General features: G+C 64.4%; 16 protein-coding genes. 12 read left to right on the forward strand and 4 right to left on the reverse strand.

Annotated features, from left to right (window positions below; all coding sequences use genetic code 11):
• The first annotated feature begins 76 nt into the window (after positions 1 to 76).
• The 6 genes from cysG (at position 77) to XM53_RS13125 (ending at position 5,518) form a co-directional block, all read left to right on the forward strand.
• A complete protein-coding gene (cysG, locus tag XM53_RS13100) occupies positions 77 to 1,471 on the forward strand; it encodes a siroheme synthase CysG (RefSeq protein ID WP_057794010.1) in 1,395 nt (464 codons plus the stop codon).
• A complete protein-coding gene (locus XM53_RS13105; protein WP_057794013.1) occupies positions 1,471 to 1,773 on the forward strand; it encodes a DUF2849 domain-containing protein in 303 nt (100 codons plus the stop codon). Before cysG ends, XM53_RS13105 begins: the two co-directional genes overlap by 1 nt.
• Complete coding sequence (locus tag XM53_RS13110; protein ID WP_057794015.1) at positions 1,773 to 3,440, forward strand: nitrite/sulfite reductase; 1,668 nt, start codon at positions 1,773 to 1,775, stop codon at positions 3,438 to 3,440. Before XM53_RS13105 ends, XM53_RS13110 begins: the two co-directional genes overlap by 1 nt.
• Positions 3,427 to 4,173, forward strand: a complete 747-nt coding sequence (locus tag XM53_RS13115; protein ID WP_057794017.1) for a phosphoadenylyl-sulfate reductase — start codon at positions 3,427 to 3,429, stop codon at positions 4,171 to 4,173. The genes XM53_RS13110 and XM53_RS13115 overlap by 14 nt, the downstream gene beginning before the upstream one ends.
• A complete protein-coding gene (locus tag XM53_RS13120; RefSeq protein WP_057794019.1) occupies positions 4,170 to 4,601 on the forward strand; it encodes a DUF934 domain-containing protein in 432 nt (143 codons plus the stop codon). Before XM53_RS13115 ends, XM53_RS13120 begins: the two co-directional genes overlap by 4 nt.
• A gap of 71 nt (positions 4,602 to 4,672) precedes the next feature.
• Complete coding sequence (locus XM53_RS13125; protein WP_057794021.1) at positions 4,673 to 5,518, forward strand: ferredoxin--NADP reductase; 846 nt, start codon at positions 4,673 to 4,675, stop codon at positions 5,516 to 5,518.
• A gap of 75 nt (positions 5,519 to 5,593) precedes the next feature.
• Here the strand turns inward: XM53_RS13125 and XM53_RS13130 are convergent, their stop codons facing one another.
• Positions 5,594 to 6,496: a translation initiation factor 3 gene (locus XM53_RS13130; protein WP_144435530.1), complete on the reverse strand. Its 903-nt coding sequence runs from the start codon at positions 6,494 to 6,496 to the stop codon at positions 5,594 to 5,596.
• A 176-nt stretch (positions 6,497 to 6,672) separates the two neighbouring features.
• Here XM53_RS13130 and infC point away from each other — a divergent pair, with 176 nt between their 5' ends.
• The 5 genes from infC (at position 6,673) to XM53_RS13155 (ending at position 11,469) form a co-directional block, all read left to right on the forward strand.
• Positions 6,673 to 7,245: a translation initiation factor IF-3 gene (gene infC / locus XM53_RS13135; RefSeq protein WP_328586674.1), complete on the forward strand. Its 573-nt coding sequence runs from the start codon at positions 6,673 to 6,675 to the stop codon at positions 7,243 to 7,245.
• A 189-nt stretch (positions 7,246 to 7,434) separates the two neighbouring features.
• On the forward strand, positions 7,435 to 9,141 hold the full coding sequence (locus tag XM53_RS13140; protein WP_057794025.1) for a peptide ABC transporter substrate-binding protein: 1,707 nt from the start codon (positions 7,435 to 7,437) through the stop codon (positions 9,139 to 9,141).
• A 42-nt stretch (positions 9,142 to 9,183) separates the two neighbouring features.
• Positions 9,184 to 10,191 (forward strand): ABC transporter permease, encoded by a 1,008-nt coding sequence (locus XM53_RS13145; protein WP_057794027.1) that lies wholly within the window; start codon positions 9,184 to 9,186, stop codon positions 10,189 to 10,191.
• Positions 10,184 to 11,092 carry an ABC transporter permease gene (locus tag XM53_RS13150; RefSeq protein WP_236544492.1) on the forward strand — a complete coding sequence of 303 codons (909 nt, stop codon included), beginning with the start codon at positions 10,184 to 10,186 and terminating at the stop codon, positions 11,090 to 11,092. The genes XM53_RS13145 and XM53_RS13150 overlap by 8 nt, the downstream gene beginning before the upstream one ends.
• Positions 11,093 to 11,154: 62 nt before the next feature.
• On the forward strand, positions 11,155 to 11,469 hold the full coding sequence (locus tag XM53_RS13155) for a TraR/DksA family transcriptional regulator (protein ID WP_057794031.1): 315 nt from the start codon (positions 11,155 to 11,157) through the stop codon (positions 11,467 to 11,469).
• Positions 11,470 to 11,473: 4 nt separating this feature from the next.
• On the opposite strand, the gene XM53_RS13160 is transcribed toward XM53_RS13155, so the two are convergent.
• The 3 genes from XM53_RS13160 to XM53_RS13170 all read right to left on the reverse strand — a co-directional run bounded on the left by XM53_RS13160 (position 11,474) and on the right by XM53_RS13170 (position 17,168).
• Positions 11,474 to 12,634, reverse strand: coding sequence for a M20 aminoacylase family protein (locus XM53_RS13160; protein ID WP_057794033.1), 1,161 nt, complete (start codon positions 12,632 to 12,634; stop codon positions 11,474 to 11,476).
• An 11-nt stretch (positions 12,635 to 12,645) separates the two neighbouring features.
• Positions 12,646 to 14,457, reverse strand: coding sequence for an ABC transporter ATP-binding protein (locus XM53_RS13165; protein WP_057794035.1), 1,812 nt, complete (start codon positions 14,455 to 14,457; stop codon positions 12,646 to 12,648).
• A 236-nt stretch (positions 14,458 to 14,693) separates the two neighbouring features.
• The gene (locus tag XM53_RS13170; protein WP_057794036.1) at positions 14,694 to 17,168 is read right to left on the reverse strand and encodes a penicillin acylase family protein; all 2,475 of its coding nucleotides are present in this window, start codon (positions 17,166 to 17,168) and stop codon (positions 14,694 to 14,696) included.
• A gap of 91 nt (positions 17,169 to 17,259) precedes the next feature.
• Between XM53_RS13170 and XM53_RS13175 the strand changes: the two genes are divergently transcribed.
• Positions 17,260 to 18,147, forward strand: a complete 888-nt coding sequence (locus XM53_RS13175) for an NAD(P)-dependent oxidoreductase (protein ID WP_144435531.1) — start codon at positions 17,260 to 17,262, stop codon at positions 18,145 to 18,147.
• Positions 18,148 to 18,161 lie beyond the last annotated feature (14 nt).

The following is an 18,161-nucleotide window of genomic DNA, read 5'->3' on the forward strand; positions in this document are numbered from 1 at the left end:
CACCGACCAGTGGCGCAATACCGGGAATATTTTCTATATCTAAGGGCAAGTCAATCGCAGCCGGAGGCCAGCCCCCGTGAAACATTTTCCCATCTTCGTCGCGCTCGAGGGCCGTCGCGTCGTACTGTCCGGCGGCGGTGACGCGGCCCTGGCCAAGCTGCGCCTGCTGCTGAAAACCGAAGCGCACCTGACGGTGTTCGCCCCGTCTCCCGCGCAAGAAATCGAAGACTGGCACGCCGCCGGCAAACTGCGCCTCGTGCGTCGCGCGATGGAGCCCGGCGACACGACCTGTGCCGTGCTCTTCTATGCCGCGGACGAGGACGACGCCGAGGATGCCCGCACCTCCGCCATCGCCCGCGCCGATGGCGCGCTCGTGAACATCGTCGACAACCTGCAAGACAGCGCCTTCATCACCCCCGCCATCGTCGATCGTGACCCCGTAACCGTCGCCATCGGCACCGAGGGGGCGGCCCCCGTTCTGGCCCGCGCGATCAAGGCTGACCTCGAAGCGCGCCTGCCGGCCACGCTGGGCACCCTCGCGCGCATCGGCAAGGCGTTCCGCAAGGCGGTCGAGGTGCTGCCCATGGGCCGCAAACGCCGCGACTTCTGGTCGGAGTACTATTTCGGCACCGGCCCGCGTGCGATGGATGAAGGCGGCGAAGAGGCCGTCAACAACGCCCTGCCCGCCCTTCTCGACACACATGTGAAGGCCGAAGAGCGCCAGGGTCACGTCGCGTTCGTCGGCGCCGGCCCCGGTGATCCGGAACTGCTGACCCTCAAGGCCCGCAAGGCGCTCGATGCCGCCGACGTGGTTATCCACGACCGCTTGGTGACGCCCGAAGTCCTTGAGCTTGCCCGCCGCGAAGCGACGCTTATCGACGCCGGCAAGACCGGCTTTGGCCCGTCGATGTCGCAGGAGGAGATCAACGCGCTAATCGTCGAGCACGCCGCCACCGGCGCGCAGGTGGTGCGCCTGAAAGGTGGCGATCCGACCGTCTTCGGCCGCCTCGACGAAGAAATCGACGCGGTCGATGCCGCCGGGATCGGCTGGCACATCGTGCCCGGGATCACCGCCGCCTCGGCCGGTGTGGCCGCCATCGGCCAAAGCCTGACCAAGCGCCAACGCAATGCAGCGGTGCGTTTCGTCACCGGCCATGACATGAAGGGCTATGCCGAGCAGGACTGGGCCGCCCTCGCCCAACCCGGCGAGGTGGCCGCGATCTACATGGGCAAGAAGTCCAGCCGATTTATCCAGGGCCGCCTGCTGATGCACGGCGCCGACCGCGCCACACCTGTTAGCATCGTCGAGAACGCCTCGCGCCCGGAACAGCGCATCGTCGCCACCACCGTGGCCCGCATGGCGCAGGATCTGGAAGCCGCCGATCTCGACGGCCCCGCCCTCACCTTCATCGGCCTGGCACCGCGTGCCGCCGAGGCAAGCCTTTCCCTCTCGACCCAGGAGTTCGCCTGATGCCCAGAGAATTCACGCCCAAGGTCGTCACGGCCAATGCACTGCTGGAAGGCGACGTCGTCTATCAAACCGCCGACGACCGCTGGTCGCGGCACCTGTCCGAGGCCGAGCTGATCACCGACGAAGCGCTCGCCAAGCTGCGGTTGGCACAGGCCGAAGGGCAGCCCGAGCTCGTTGTCGGGGCCTATCTGGCTGACGCGAAACCCTCCCAAAACGGCCCGCAGCCCACGCATTTCCGCGAGGAGTTCCGCCGAACCGGGCCGTCCAACTATCACCATGGCAAGCAAGCCGAGGTAAACTGATGTATTCCTATTCCGAATTCGACGCGGCATTTGTCGCCGAGCGCAACCGCCAGTTCCGCGCCCAGGTCGAGCGCCGCATCGACGGCAGCCTCACCGAGGACGAGTTCAAGCCGCTGCGCCTGATGAACGGCCTCTACCTGCAACTGCACGCCTACATGCTGCGCGTGGCCATCCCCTACGGCACGCTCAACGCGCGCCAGATGCGCCAGCTGGCCCATATCGCCGAGACGTGGGACAAGGGGTACGGCCATTTCACCACGCGCCAGAACATCCAGTTCAACTGGCCGGAACTGCGCGACGTGCCCGAGATTCTCGACGCCTTGGCCGAGGTCGAGATGCACGCCATCCAGACCTCGGGCAACACCATCCGCAACGTGACCGCCGACCATTTCGCCGGCGCCGCCGAGGACGAGATCGCCGATCCGCGCCCGGTGGCCGAACTCTTGCGGCAGTGGTCCACCGACCACCCCGAATTCCAGTTCCTGCCACGCAAGTTCAAGATCGCTGTCACAGGAAGCCCGAATGACCGCGCCGTGATCAAGGCGCACGATATCGGCATCCAGATCGTCGAGCGTGAGGGCGAGATCGGCTACCGTGTTCTCGTCGGCGGTGGCCTTGGCCGGACGCCGATGATCGGCAAGGTGCTGTCCGATTTCGTCAGCCAGGAAGACCTGCTGCCCTATATCGAGGCCACGGTCAGCGTCTGGAACCTGCTCGGCCGCCGCGACAACAAGTACAAGTCGCGCATCAAGATCACCGTGCACGAGCACGGCATCGACGACATCCGCGCCCGTGTGCAGGAACGGTTCGAGATTGTTCGCCCCGCGTTCAGCGGCATCGACGTCGCTCTCTTCGAAGACATCAAGACCGCCTTCGCGCCGCCGGCGTTTCGGAAGGACGGCACCGAGGTGTTCGAGACCACGTACAAGACCGACCCGATCTTCCGATCCTGGGCCGACACGAACCTCGTCGCCCACAAGGCGCCGGGATATTCAATCGTCCAGATCAGCCTCAAGTCCCATGGCGCCACGCCGGGCGACGCCACGGCGGACCAGATGCGGGTGATGGCCGACCTTGCCGAGTTCTACGGCCATGACGAGCTGCGCATCAGCCACGAGCAGAACGTGATCCTGCCGCATGTGCACAAGTCCGACCTGCCCGCGCTGCACGCCATTCTGAAAAAGCACGGGCTGGCGACGGCGAATATCGGCCTGATCTCGGATATCATCGCCTGCCCCGGCATGGATTACTGCGCGCTGGCCACGGCGCGCTCCATCCCGATCGCCCAGCAGATCGCGACCCGCTTCGACGAGTTGAAGCTGGAGCATGATATCGGCGAACTGAAGATCAAGATCTCGGGCTGCATCAACGCCTGCGGCCACCACCATGTGGGCCATATCGGCATCCTCGGGCTCGACCGTGCAGGCGTCGAAAATTACCAGATCACGCTGGGTGGCGACCACACCCAGAACGCGGCCCTGGGCGAACGCACGGGCCCCGGCTTCTCGGCGGACGAGATCATCCCGGCCGTCGAGCGGATCGTCGAGACCTATCTCGATCAGCGACAGGGCCGGGACGAGACGTTCCTGGAATTCTACCGCCGTGTCGGCATGGCGCCGTTCAAGACCGCCCTCTACGAACAGGAAAAGGCCTATGCTGCAGAGTAAGATCGACACCAGCCTGCCGACCCGCGTCTCGGGTCTGAACGAGTGGTATCGCCTGAACTCCGCGACCGCCGTGCTGCGCCACGCGCTGGCCAGCCCCGAGGCGGGCAAGCTGGCGCTCGTGTCCAGCTTCGGCGCGGAATCCGTGGTGCTTCTGCACATGATTTCGGTGCTGAAACGCGACACGCCGGTGATCTTTCTGGATACCGAGATGCTGTTTGCCGAAACGCTGGTCTACCAACAGGAACTGGCCGAGCGGCTGGGTCTGAAGGACCTGCGCATCATTCGTCCTGACCCCTCGGAGGTGGCCAAGCAAGACCCGAACGCGGACTTGCACCAATCCGACACCGACGCCTGCTGCACCATGCGCAAGACGGTGCCTCTGCAATACGCGCTGCAAGGGTTCGACGGCTGGATCACCGGGCGCAAACGCTATCACGGTGGTGACCGCGCGGCGCTTGATTTCTTCGAGACCGAAGAGTCCACGGGCCGGATGAAGGTCAACCCGCTGGCGCATTGGACCCGGGAAGACGTGCAGACCTACATGGAAGAAAACCGCCTGCCCCGGCATCCGCTGGTGGCGCAAGGCTATCCGTCCATCGGGTGCAAACCCTGCACCAGCCGCGTGGCCGCCGGCGAAGACGCCCGCGCGGGCCGCTGGCGCGGCACCGAAAAATCCGAGTGCGGCATTCATTTCGTCAACGGAAAACCCGTCAGAACAGGAGAAACGGCATGAGCGTTATCGTGACCGATCAAGGCTTTACAAGCGACGACTGGGGCGGCCCCATCGCCGCGCTGAACGACGCGCATCCTGGTTGTGCCATCGATCTTGCGTCCAGCAACGACCCCAATGAGCTGGCCGGGCGGCTTTCGGACATCCCGATGATCCGCGTCGACTTTCCCAGCTTTTCCGACGGGCGCGGCTTCACCATCGCGCGGCAACTCCGGCTGATGGGCTTCAAGGGGCGCCTGCGGGCGCGCGGCCATGTCATCGCCGACCAGTACGCGATGGCGCGCCGGGCCGGTTTCGACGAGGTCGAAATCTCGGACGACTTGGCCCAACGACAGCCCGAGGACCAATGGCTGTTCCGGGCGAATTGGCAGGCGCATGACTACCAGGCGCGCCTGCGCGGGGCCGAACGCGGCAGAATTCCCGCCGAATAACCCCTGTCATCTGACCTGAATCAAAGTATACGAGGAGACGCCCGGGCTAAGACCCCGGGCGATGATTGCTGATGAACGAGACCGTGACCGTGACCGAAGCGAAACCCGTCAAAGTCCCCACCCTGCCCGACGCCCAGACCGTGACGGCGGTCAAGCACTGGACCGACCGGCTGTTTTCCTTCCGCACCACCCGACCCGCCAGCCTGCGCTTCCGCTCGGGCGAGTTCGTGATGATCGGGCTGATGCAGAAAGACGAAAAGACCGGCAAGGAAAAGCCACTGCTGCGGGCGTATTCCATCGCTTCGCCCTCGTGGGATGACGAGCTGGAATTCTACTCGATCAAGGTGCAGGACGGCCCCCTGACCAGCCGGTTGCAGCACATCCAGCCGGGCGACGAGATCATCCTGCGGCCCAAGCCCGTGGGTACGCTGGTGCATGACGCCCTTTTGCCAGGCAAACGGCTATGGCTCTTTGCCACCGGCACCGGCTTTGCGCCTTTCGCCTCGCTGCTGCGCGACCCGCAGACCTATACCGATTACGACGAGGTGATCATCACCCATACCTGCCGCGAAGTGGGCGAGCTGACATATGGCAAGGAGCTGATCGACGGCATCCGCACAGACGAAATCTTGGAAGAGCTGATCGGCGAAGGCTTCCACGAAAAGCTGCGGTACTATCCCACGACCACGCGGGAAGAGAGCGCCAAGATGGGCCGGATCACCGACCTGATGCGCAAGGGCGAGGTGTTCGAGGACTTGGGCGTCGAGCCCCTTACGCCCGAGATCGACCGCGCGATGGTGTGTGGCAACCTGGCCTTCAATCTCGAGATCAAGGAAATGCTGGAGGAATACGGCCTGCGCGAGGGCGCCAACTCCGATCCGAAGGAATACGTGGTCGAGAAAGCGTTTCTCGACTAGACTTTTTTCCGCCCCCGAAAAAGAAACCCGCGCTGATTGCAGCGCGGGTTTTATCGTTTCAGACGGCTGGTGCGGTCAGAGGTTCAGCGCCTCGCGCACGGCATCCAATGCACTTTCCAGCATGTCGGGATTGTCCTCGGCCGCTTGCAGGCTGGACTTCAGTCCTGTCTTTTGCACCGTGCTGAGGTCGGAATTGTCGATGTACTCGGCAACCTCGTCGTAATCGAAGCCCTCGGTCGTCAACAATTCCGTGATGGGCGTGTCGGAGCCGTCCGCAGCCACGCCATCGGCTGAGCTGACCGCCTCGTCGGTCGCGGCGTCTTCGGCTGCGGCGTCGGCGGTATCGGCGGCATCTTCCGCGACCTCTTCGGTCGTGCTGGCCGCGTCCTCGGCCGCCTCTTCGGTTGCGGCGGCGGCGTCGCTGGCGGTGTCAGCGGCGTCCTCTGCCGCGTTTTCCGTCGCCTCGGCCGCGTCGCTTGCGGTGTCGGCGGCAGCATCGGCCGCGTCCGAGGCGGCTTGCGTGGTTTCCTCGGCCACCTCCTCGGCGGTTTCGGCGGTCGCGTCTGTTGCGTCCGCGGCAGCCTCGGCGGCTGCGTTTGCGGCGTCGCTGGCCGCGTCGGCGGCGTCGGACGCAGTGTCCTCGGCGAAATTGGCCGCATCGTCGGCGGCCTCTACGGCGTCCTGCGCCGCTTCATCGGCGGCGTTGCCGGCAGCATCCACCGCGTCTTCTGCTGCGGCGGCGGCCTCCTCGGCGGCCTCGGCGGTTGCGTCGCCCGCGGCCTCAACCGCTTCGCCGGTTTCCTCGACGGCGTTTTCGACCGCCTCACCGGCGGTTTCCGCCGCACTGTCCAGCTCCTCCGGCGAGGATACCGAGTCGGAGACCTCGTCCACGACCTCTTGCGGTGACTTGCCGGTGAAAAGCATGTACCCCCCGGCAAGGATGGCAAGGGCCACGATCAGCCACAAAATGTTTCTCATTTGTATTCCCCTCAACTGGCAGGTTTCTGAACACTTTCACAGCCTGCCTTACAGTTGCTTCGAGATGAAGCCTAAAATCGGCTCATGCAAGGGGAAATTACCGTCGAACAAGGCTCTGCCGGCTGATTTTGCCGCTTGAAACACCCCCTGCGCGCGGTTACCTTGCGGCCTCAAACTTGCTGAACGATCGAAGGACAAAAACCATAGCCCGCAGACCACACAACGCGCCCCCGACGCGCGACACCGGCCCCCGCATCAACGAAAAAATCCGCGTTCCGGAAATACGCCTGATCGGCGCGGATGGCGAAAACGTCGGCGTCGTGACGCCCGAACGTGCCATGGGCATGGCGGAAGAGGCCGGGCTGGACCTGGTGGAGATTTCGCCGAACGCCAATCCGCCGGTCTGCAAGATCATGGACTATGGCAAGTACAAGTACGAACAGCAAAAGCGGGAATCCGAGGCGCGCAAGAAGCAGAAAGTCATCGAGGTGAAGGAGGTGAAATTCCGGCCAAACACCGACACGCATGACTATGATGTCAAGATGCGCAACGTGTTTCGCTTTTTGGAAAACGGCGACAAGGTGAAGATCACCCTGCGCTTCCGTGGCCGGGAAATGGCGCACCAGGATTTGGGCCGCGAGCTGTTGCAGCGAGTGGCCGAGGACATCAAGGAAATCGGCAAGGTCGAGAACATGCCGAAGATGGAAGGCCGGCAGATGATCATGATCATCGCGCCGGGCGCCAAGTAATCCCGCGCGCCGCGCTGGATGTTTATCGCAGACCGCTGTGCAAGGTTATTTGATTTTGAATCTGACAGGCGGTCGGGTAGTGTCTTTCCCACGTTACGGGACACAATAGCGAGGTTGGCCACGCGTTCCGCGCCGGGCGCCTGAACCGTGGCCATCCGGGATATGGGTCCGTCGGGAAAGGGCTTGGGGATGCAGTTTGGACTTAAGGTGGCACTGGCCGTCGTGGCTTGCGTCATGGGACAGGCCGCCGTGGCGGAGCGTGCAAGCGACGGGCAGGTCAATCTGATCTTCTGGCAGGCGCCGTCGATCATGAACCCCTATCTTACTGGTGGTATCAAGGATATCGAGTCGGCCAGCCTGGTGCTGGAGCCGCTGGCGCGATACGACGAAACCGGCACGATGATCCCGTGGCTGGTCGCCGAAATCCCGACCGTGGAAAACGGCGGTGTGGCGGAAGATTTCAAGTCGATCACCTGGCGGCTCAGGGACAACCTGACCTGGTCCGATGGCACGCCGGTCACGGCGTCGGATGTGGCCTTCACGTGGTCCTACTGCACCGCGGATGGCGGCGGTTGCGCCCATGTCGACAAGTTCTCTGGCATTGCCGATATCGAGACGCCGAACGACCGCACCGTCGTGATCCGCTTCGACGAGGCCAAACCTTTTCCCTACGACGCCTTTGTCGGCGCGTCCTCGCCCATCTTGCAGGCCGACCAGTTCGCCGACTGCCTTGGCGACCGGGCCCCCACCTGTACCGAGGCGAATTTCTATCCCATCGGCACCGGGCCATTCGTGGTGGACGATTTCCGCACCGGCGACGCCGTCAGGATGTCCGCCAACCCCTATTACCGCGACCCGGCCAAGCCCGCCTTTGCCAGCCTGATGATCAAGGGGGGCGGCACGGCCGAGAACGCGGCCCGCGCCGTGCTGGAAACCGCGGATTACGATTATGCCTGGAATCTGCAATTGCCGCCCGAAGTGCTGGATGGAATGCAGGCGGCGGGCCGAGGCGAGGTGGTCGCGGCGTTCGGGACGCTGGTGGAACGCGTCGTGCTCAATCTGACCGATCCCTCCTCGGCCCTGGGGGACGAACGCTCGACCCTCGCGCATCCGCATCCCTTCCTGACCGACATATCGGTGCGACAGGCGCTGAGCATGGCGATCGACCGGGCGATCCTGGTCGAGATCGGCTATGGAGAGGCCGGGCGTGTCACCTGCAACATCCTGCCCGCGCCGGAAATCTATGCCTCCGACGCCAACGAGGCCTGCAAGATGCAGGATGTCGAAGGTGCGAAGGCTCTGCTGGACAGTGCCGGCTGGACGGACAGCGATGGTGACGGGGTGCGCGACAAGGACGGGGTCGCCTTGCGCCTGCTCTTCCAGACCTCGACCAATGCCGTGCGCCAGACCTTCCAGGCCGCGATCAAGAGCTGGTGGTCCGAACTGGGCGTCGAGACAGAGCTGCGCAATGTCGACGGCAACGTCTTTTTCGGTAGTGATCCGAACAGCCCGGACACCTATCAGAAGTTCTATGCCGACGTTCAGATGTACGCCCAGATGTTCGACGGCACGGATCCCGAGGCCTATATGGCCAGCTGGACCTGCGAACGTATTCCGACGCCGGACAACCAGTGGCAGGGAACGAACATGCCACGATACTGCAATGAGGCCTTCGATGAGCTGGTCTCGGAGATGCGCGAGACGGGCGGGCTTGAAGTCCGGGCAGAACTGGCCCGCGCCATGAACGACATGCTGATTCAGGATTACGTGATCCTTCCGCTGGTCCATCGCGGGCGCGTCTCGGCGCATGTGAATTCGCTGGGCGGGGTTGTTCTGAACGCCTGGGACAGCGAGTTGTGGAATGCGGCAGATTGGTACCGCATCGAGACCGATTGATCCGTCAATCGCTGTGAGCCGCGCCGGAAGGGACAGGGTTGGATGCTGACATTCGCGTTGCGCCGCCTGCTTGTGTCGGTTCCGATGCTGGTGGTGATCGCGCTGGTCATTTTCCTGCTGCTGGACCTGGCACCGGGCGACCCGATGGGAAATCTGCCCCAGACCATCTCGCCTGAGGTAAAGGCCCAGATGCGCGAGGCCCTGGGGCTTGGAGAGCCATTGCATGTGCGGTTCTGGGCCTGGATGACACAGATTTTCTGGGTCGAGCCGCAGGTGCTGATCGACCATGTCTTCGGTACCTCGTTCGCCCTGGAAAAGCCGCGGGTGCTGAGCTGGCAAAGCCGGGCGCCGGTTATGTTCGAGATCGCGCAGGCCCTGCCCCAGACGTTGTGGGTGGTTGGCACGGCCTATGTGGTTGGCATCCTGGTGGCGCTGCCGCTTGGCATCTTCGCGGCGTACCGCCAATACTCGGTCTTCGACAACGCCAGCACCTTCGTGACGATGGTGGGGTATTCCCTGCCGCCTTTCCTGACCGGGCCGCTGGTCATCTTCGTCTTCGCGGTGCAGCTTGATCTGTTTCCGTTCATCTACGAGACGACGCACCGCGTGACGGACTGGGAAAGTTTTACCTATCAGGTCAGGCAGATGGTCCTGCCCGTGCTGGTGCTGTCGGTGCAGACAACGGCCCAGATCAGCCGTTACATGCGGTCGGCGATGCTGGACAACCTGAGCCAAGATTACGTGCGCACGGCGCGGGCCAAAGGCATGAGCGAATGGGTCGTCGTGATGGTGCATGTGCTGCGCAACTCGATGATCCCGGTGGTGACGGTCATTGCGCTGGGGGCGCCGGCCGTCTTCGGCGGCGCGATCATCACTGAACAGGTGTTCGCGATCAACGGGATCGGGGCGCAGCTGATCGGAGCAATCAAGGCGAATGACCTGCCGCTGGTGCATACGCTCACTTTCCTGTTCGCCGTTCTGATCGTTTTGGCCAACCTGGTGGCCGATCTGCTGTATGGCCTGCTTGACCCGAGGATCCGGTATGGCTGAGCATCGACACGTCTCGCACGGCCTCTGGCGCGATATCGGTCGCCAGTTCATGCGCCACAAGGGGGCCGTTTTCGGCGCGGTGCTGTTTGCAACCATTGTGATTGCCGTGCTTGTCGGCCCGCTGCTCTGGAATCTGGCACCGGATGCCCCCGACTTTTCGGCGCGAAATGCCGGCCCCAGCGCGGCGCACCCGTTCGGCACCGATCAGCTGGGCCGTGACCTGCTGGCGCAAGTGCTGGCGGGCGGGCGTATCTCGCTTGCGGTGGGTCTGGCGGCGATGGTGCTGTCGGTGGGCCTGGGCACGCTTGTGGGCGTTCTGGCGGGTGTCTTTCGCCGGCTTGACGGACCTCTGATGCGGCTGACGGACCTTTTCCTGTCACTTCCTCTGCTGCCCCTCCTGCTGGTCATCGTGATGCTGTTTCGCGAAGCCCTGAGCGCCGCGGTGGGCACCAATACGGGTATCTTCCTGCTGATCGTCTCGGCCATCGGCGTCACCAGTTGGATGCCGGTTGCCCGGATCGTGCGGGCTGACGTGCTGAGCGTGCGAGAGCGGGATTTCGTGCTAGCCGCGCGCGCCTCGGGGACCAGGCAACTGCACCTGATCACGCGACACATCTTGCCGAATATCCTGTCGCCCATCGTCGTTTCGGCCACGCTGGGCATTGCCAACGCCATTATCACCGAAAGCGCGCTGAGTTTTCTCGGGCTGGGCTTTCCGTCCGATTTCCCGACCTGGGGTCGCCTGCTGAGCGACGGGGTGGTCTATCTGTCCGAGTTTCCGTGGCGGGTGTTCTGGCCCGGCCTGATGATCTCGCTCACGGTGCTGAGCGTGAATTTCATGGGTGACGGGCTGCGCGATGCGCTCGACCCAAAGCTGCGGGGACGGGCCGCGCCGATTTGATCCCGATCAAGGTATGCCCTGCCCGGCTTGCTACGCTGAGATCGCAGCAACAGGAGGCCGCCATGGATTTCACCCGCCAGAAGACCAGCCTGCTTGAACGCCGCGAGGCGCTGACCGCACATTTGAACGCGGTCGAACATGCCCTGGACGAGACGCCGCCCAAGGACTGGGAAGACCGCGCGTCAGAGCGGCAGGGCGACGAGGTTCTCGAAGTGCTCGGCCTGAAGGAAATGGCTGAACTGCGCCGCATCGACGCCGCGCTGGCGCGGATCGAGGCGGGCAGTTACGGCATTTGCCAGATGTGCGGCGAGAGCATTGCCGAGCCGCGGCTGGAGTTCCTGCCGGACACGCCCTTTTGCACGGCCTGCGCGTCCTAGGGGGTCAGGCCGGCATCCGCTGCTCGACGATCCCAGCCCACCAGCTGCACCCCGACGGAATGACGTCGTCGTTGAAATTGTATTCCGGGTGGTGCACCGGGGCGGACGCACCGTTGCCGACGAGGATATAGGCGCCGGGACGTTCCTCCAGCATGAAGGCAAAATCCTCGCCGCCCATCACTAATGGCGCCGTATCGCATTGACCTGAAACGGATTTTGCCACTTCGGCGGCAAAGTCAGTCTGTTCGTCGTGGTTGGCCATCACCGGGTAGTTGTATTCGTAATCGAGCGAAATCTCTGCTCCGAACGCCGCGCCGATATGGTCGCAGATGCCCTTCATCCGGGTCGCAGCCAGCTCGCGCGTCTCGTTGCTGAGCGTGCGCACGGTGCCCATCAGCGTGACGCGCGACGGGATGACGTTGAAGGTGTGCGACGAGGTTTCCATCGAGGTCACCGACACGACGATCTGCTGGATCGGGTCGGCGTTGCGGCTGACGATGGTTTGCAGGGCCGTGACAAGGTGGCCGGTGACGACCGTGGGGTCGATGGTTTCATGCGGCTTGGCGGCGTGACCGCCCTTGCCTTCGACCACGATGTCGAACTTGTCGGTGGCGGCGAAGAACGGGCCGGGGCGAATGGCGAACTGGCCCGGTTCGACCCCCGGCCAGTTGTGCATCCCATAGACCTCCTGGATGCCGAACCGTTCCATCAACCCGTCGTCGCACATCTCCTTGCCGCCGCCGCCGCCCTCTTCGGCGGGTTGGAAGATGATCACGGCGGTGCCGTTGAAATTGCGCGTCTCCGCCAGGTACTTGGCGGCGCCGAGCAGCATGGCGGTGTGGCCATCGTGCCCGCAGGCGTGCATCGCGCCGGGGGTCTTGGAGGCATAGTCGAGCCCCGTCGCCTCGTGAATGGGCAGCGCGTCCATGTCGGCGCGCAGGCCGATGGTGCGGCCTGAAGAGTTTTCGCGCCCCTTTATCACCGCGACAACGCCGGTGCGGCCCAGCCCGGTGACCACCTCGTCGCAGCCGAAGATTTGCAGTTTTTCGGCAACCAGCGCACTGGTACGGTGGGTTTCGAACAGAATTTCGGGATTTTCATGGATGTCCCGACGCCATTTGGTGATCTCATCCTGCATTTCTGCAAAGCGGTTCTTGATGGGCATGGGCGGTCCTTTCAGTATCCACAGTCCGAGGTCAGAACGACATGATCCGGCGAAACGCTGCGATAGAGCGACGGACCGGGGTCGTGATCCTTGGGGTGTATAGGGGACGGGATCGGTTTGAAACTCAAATCACTTATACGCCGCCGTTGGGCGGGATCGGCGACAGGCACCGCGCGCAAAAGATCGCGGGTGTAGGGATGCTGGGGATTTTCCAGCACAGCCGCGCGGGGGCCGCGTTCGACGATGCGCCCGGCGAACATGACCGCGACGTGATGACTGACCCGTTCGACCACGGCCATGTCATGGCTGATGAACAGGTACGAAAGCCCCAATTCGGCCTGCAATTCCATCAGCAAGTTCAGAACCTGCGCCTGGACGCTGACATCGAGCGCCGAGACAGCTTCGTCGGCGACAATTAATTTCGGGTTAAGCGCCAGCGCGCGGGCGATGGCGACGCGCTGGCGCTGGCCGCCCGACAGCTCGTGCGGGTAGCGGTCGAGATAGCTGCGCGGCAAGCCGACACGGTCGAACAGCGCGGTCACGCGGTCGGTGCGTTGCGCCTTGGTCTGGCTGGTGAAGTTGCGCAGGGGTTCGGCTACCTGCTCGGCGAGGCGCAGCACGGGGTTGAGGCTGCCGTATGGGTCCTGGAAAATCATCTGCATCTGCGCGCGGGCGCGGCGCAAGTCTGCGGATGGCAGCGCGGTGATGTCCTGGCCATCCAGTATGATGCGTCCGCTTTGAGGCTCCACCAGCCGCAGGAGCGAACGGCCTACCGTGGACTTGCCGCAGCCGGATTCGCCAACCAGGGCAAGGGTTTGACCGGCGTTTATGGTGAAGGACACATCCTCGACCGCGTGAACATGGCCGACCGTGCGGCGCAAGAGACCGCCGGTGACGGGAAAGCGGGTGGTGAGATGCTCGACACGCATGAGTTCGGCACCCTGCCCCGGGACGGGTCTGGGCGGTTCTTCGGCGTCGAGCGCAAACGGCTCTGGCCCGGGTTTCCCGCGCATGTCGCCCAAGCGGGGCACGGCGGCCAGAAGCCGTTGCGTATAAGGATGGGCCGGCGCGGAAAAGACTTGGGAAACAGGGCCTTCCTCGACCTTTTCGCCCTCTTTCAGAACCACGACGCGATCAGCCACCTGGGCCACGACGCCCATGTCGTGGGTGATGAACAGCACCGCAGTGCCGTGGTCGCGGCGCAGGCGGTCGATGAGAGCCAATATCTCGGCCTGGGTGGTGACGTCGAGCGCTGTGGTGGGCTCGTCGGCGATGAGCAGGCGCGGCTCGCAGGCGAGGGCCATGGCGATCATCACCCGCTGGCGCATACCGCCCGAGAGTTCGTGGGGGTATTGCGCAAGGCGGCGGGCGGGTTCGGACAGGCGGACTTCCTGCAGCAATTCCAAGGCCCTGGAGCGCGCGGCGGCGCGCGAAAGACGGCCGTGTTTGCGCAGGCCTTCGGTCAATTGGAAACCGATGGTGAAGACCGGGTTGAGGGCGGTGGAGGGTTCCTGAAAGATCATGCCGATGCGGGCGCCGCGCAGGCCGCGCATCTGATTTTGCGTGAGTTTTCCGAGATCGACCGGCCCCTGCCCTGCGTCGAAGAGGATGTGCCCGCCGGTGATCTGTCCGCCGTCGAAGCCCACAAGGCGCATCAGGGCCAGCGAGGTGACGGATTTGCCGGAGCCGGATTCTCCAACGATTGCAAGGGTTTCGCCGGGCGCGATTTCAAAGGAGACATCGCGCACGGCGGCGGTCTCGCCCGCGTCGGTGTGGAACGAGACGCGCAGGTTGTCGATCCGGGCCAGGGGCGTGTCGCGCATGAGACCGAGTTAACCCGGCGCGTTTGGCGAGGTCAAATGACAAAGGTTAAAGGCGACTCGGCGGCTGAAACCGCGTCGGTATCGCGTCGGTATTTGCATCGGTATCGCGTCGGTGGTTCCGTCCGGCGCCCCGAATGAACGGGCCGGACGATGGGGGTCAGAATTCGTTGACATTCCGGGGCCGGAAAATGCGCATTTTCCGGGGCATTTTCTGCGCAGAAAATGTCGCCCCCACCTCAGGGCGCGGCGGGGGTCAGGCGGGTGATTCCGACCGAGGCGGCGCGCGCCAGATCGGCGTCGAGCGACATCGGGATGTATTCGCCCCGGCGCCAGAGCTGGGCCATGTCATCGTAATGCCGGCTGAGGAAATGGCCCGATTGCCCGGTCGCGGTAATGAAGACGCTGCTGTCGGGATCGGCGAAATCGTAGACCCCGCGATAGCCCGCGCCGTGCACGTTGTGGAACGGGTCGGGCCCCTGCCCGCGCGTGCGGCCGCGCAGAAGCGTGTTGTCGCCGCCCGAGGTGGACTGGCGGATGTTGACGAAATACTTCAGCAGCGGCACCTCGCCCAGAACCTGGTGATCGTGGGTGGCCTGGTGCGCGTCGCCCCAGCGCAGGCTTTCCAGCGCGCTGCCGTAGCGTTCGTCGATCCAGATGAGCGCCGCGTCGAGCGAGATGCGGGCGAGGTCCGAGCAGGTTTCCTGCACCGTGGATTGACGGATATCGCACCACGCGGACGCGCCGTCGATGTCGCGGTAGACGCGCTCGATGAAGACCGGGTCGGGATGGGTGAACTCGTCGGCCAGCGGCCCGAGGTCGTCGACGATAAGCCGGTGCATCAACTCGCGCAGCCAGGCGGCATAGATGAGCGGTTCGGGCAGGTGCTCGTTCATCTCGCCGTTCCATTCCGACAGCAGCGTGAGCGCGCGCTGGCGCTGGCGTTCGGGGGTGCCCTCTGGCGCGGCCTCGCCGGTGAACCACAGGTCCTTGCCGATGAGCGGCAGAAGCGAGCGGGCGGTGAAGCTGACGGTGTCGAGCTGCGCCTCGATGAAGCTATCGCGGGTGTGGACCTCGCGGTTTTGCATCAGGCGACGCCAGCGGAAAACGCGCTGCGTGTCGCCCCACTTGTAGCTGACATGGTTCGGAAACGGGCGGTCCACCGTCTTGTTGTTGGTGTTGCCCAGCAGACCGCCGGCAGGCGCCGTGAACTCGGGGTTGGCGGAATAGGCCAGCGTGCCCTGCCAGCGGTTGGTGTCTTCCCACCCTCGCGAGGGGTAGCGGCCGCGGGTTTCATGATCGGCGTCGCGTCGGGGCATGGCGCCGATGGTCTTCATGGCGATGGTGGACTGATCGACCAGCGTGAGGTTCTGCGACGGCGCGATATAGCCTTCGCCCGCCGCGAGCGCCTCGTCCACCGAGGCGGCGCGCATCAGAGCCATGGCCGAGGACAGCGTCGTGTCGCTGTCGGAAAGCGCGGTCCAGCTGAGCGAGGCGACGTGTCCCGGGGGGGTGACGTCGGCGAGGTTGTAGTGCGAGCCGGGCAGCACGGGGCCATTTTCCGTCCAGCGCAGGGTGAGCGTGATGGGCGCGTTGTCCGCGATACGGATGATGGTGCTTTCGGTACGGAAGGGCTTGTAGCCGTCGGGCGTCAGGTATTCCTGCGGATTGTCGGGGTTGAGACGCTCGATGAAGAGGTCCTGATCGTCAAGATAAGAGGAGGTGACCCCCCAGCCCAGATCGGCGCTGCGCCCGGCCATGACGATGGGCACGCCGGGGATGGTGGCGCCGATGACGCCGCCCGTTTGCAGCTCCAACCGGGCGAGATACCAGATGGCGGGCGCGGTCAGGCCCAAATGCGGATCGTTGGCCAGAAGCGTGCCGCCCGAGGCCGAGCGTTTGGGCGCGGCGGCCCAGGCGTTGGAGGCGCCGGCAAAGGCACGTTTTTTGAAGGGCGACAGCGGGTGGTCGGGGAGGCCGGGGCCTGTGCTGTGCGCGAATTGCGTGCCTTCGGGGAAGAGGCTGGCGTAATCGGGCAGCGCGGCGATGCCGGTGCCGGGGGCGAGCGGCATGATGTCGGCCAGGCGGTCGGCATCGTCCAGTTCGAGGGCGGCGTGGGCGTAGAGCACTTCCTCTTCCAGGTGCGCCGACAGCTGCACCGCCATGAGCTTGACGATGGCGATGGAATCGGCGGGCGTCCACGGGGCCACGGGGTTGTTGAAGAGGAACATCTCGGGCGCGCCACGACCCAGGGCGGATTCGTTGATTTCCTTGAGCCGGGCGTTGACCCCGGCGGAATAGGCGCGCAGGGCGGCGAGCGTCTGGGTGTCCTGCGCCTCGACCGACCGCTGGGCCAGCGTGTAGAGGTCGAAGCGGCGCAGGATCTTGTCGATCTCGACGGTGCGGGGGCCGAACACTTCGGAGAGGCGCCCCTGCACGGTGCGGCGCATCATCACCATCTGCCACAGCCGGTCCTGCGCGTGGGCATAGCCCAGGCCATAAAACGTGTCGGGGTCGTTGGTGCCGAAGATATGCGGCACGTTGGCATTGTCGCGCACGATCTCGACCGGTTCCAGGATGCCGATCACGTCGAGGTCCTTGGAATAGTCGGGCAGAGACCGAGACAGCAGGAAATAGACGCCCAGCAGCGCGATCAGCCCAAGCAGGATCATTCCGCCCGCGATCCGCACCAGCCATTTGAACACTTGCGCCATGCCCCACCCACGTTAGGTTGCCATTCCGGTGGGGATAGTCACAAATCCCGGCATAGACAATGGGCCGCTTTTCACAATGCGGCGCGAAGGCATGAGGGAGATTGCGATGACGAAGCTGGCATTTCTGGGACTGGGCGTGATGGGGTATCCGATGGCCGGGCACCTGGCCTCGGCGGGCCATGACGTGTGCGTGTACAACCGGACGGCGGCCAAGGCCGAGGGATGGGTCAAGGAGCATGGCGGGACCAGCGCGCCCACCCCGCGCGAGGCCGCGGAGGGCGCGGAGTGCGTGATGGCCTGCGTGGGCAATGACGACGATCTGCGGTCGGTCTGCCTGGGCGAGGATGGCGCGTTTGCGGGCATGGAAAAGGGCGCTGTTTTCGTGGATCACACCACGGTGTCGGCACAGGTGACCGAAGAGCTGTATGCCGCCGCCAAGGAGGCCGGGATCGGCTATGTCGATGCGCCGATCTCGGGTGGTCAGGCGGGGGCCGAGAACGGGCAGTTGTCGATCATGTGCGGCGGCGACGAAGATGTCTATGCCAAGGCCGAGCCGGTGATGGAGACCTATGCGAAGCTGTGCCGCCGGATTGGCGAGAGCGGCGCAGGCCAGATGACCAAGATGTGCAACCAGATCGCCATTGCCGGGCTGGTGCAGGGCCTGTCCGAGGCGCTGCATTTCGCCGAGAAGGCGGGGCTGGACGGGCGCGCGGTGGTCGAGGTGATCAGCCAGGGCGCGGCCGGAAGCTGGCAAATGGCGAACCGCTACGAGACGATGCTGGACGACCAGTTCGAGCACGGTTTTGCGGTGGACTGGATGCGCAAGGACCTGGGGATCTGCCTGAAGACAGGGGACGAGAACGGCGCGTCGCTGCCGGTGACGGCGCTGGTGGACCAGTACTACAAGGATGTGCAGAAGATGGGCGGCGGGCGTTGGGACACGTCGAGCCTGATCAAGCGGCTGCGCAAGCTGGGATAAGCGCGAGGCGGGGC

Source organism: Roseovarius atlanticus (genome assembly GCF_001441615.1).
GTDB classification, from domain to species: Bacteria; Pseudomonadota; Alphaproteobacteria; order Rhodobacterales; family Rhodobacteraceae; genus Roseovarius; species Roseovarius atlanticus.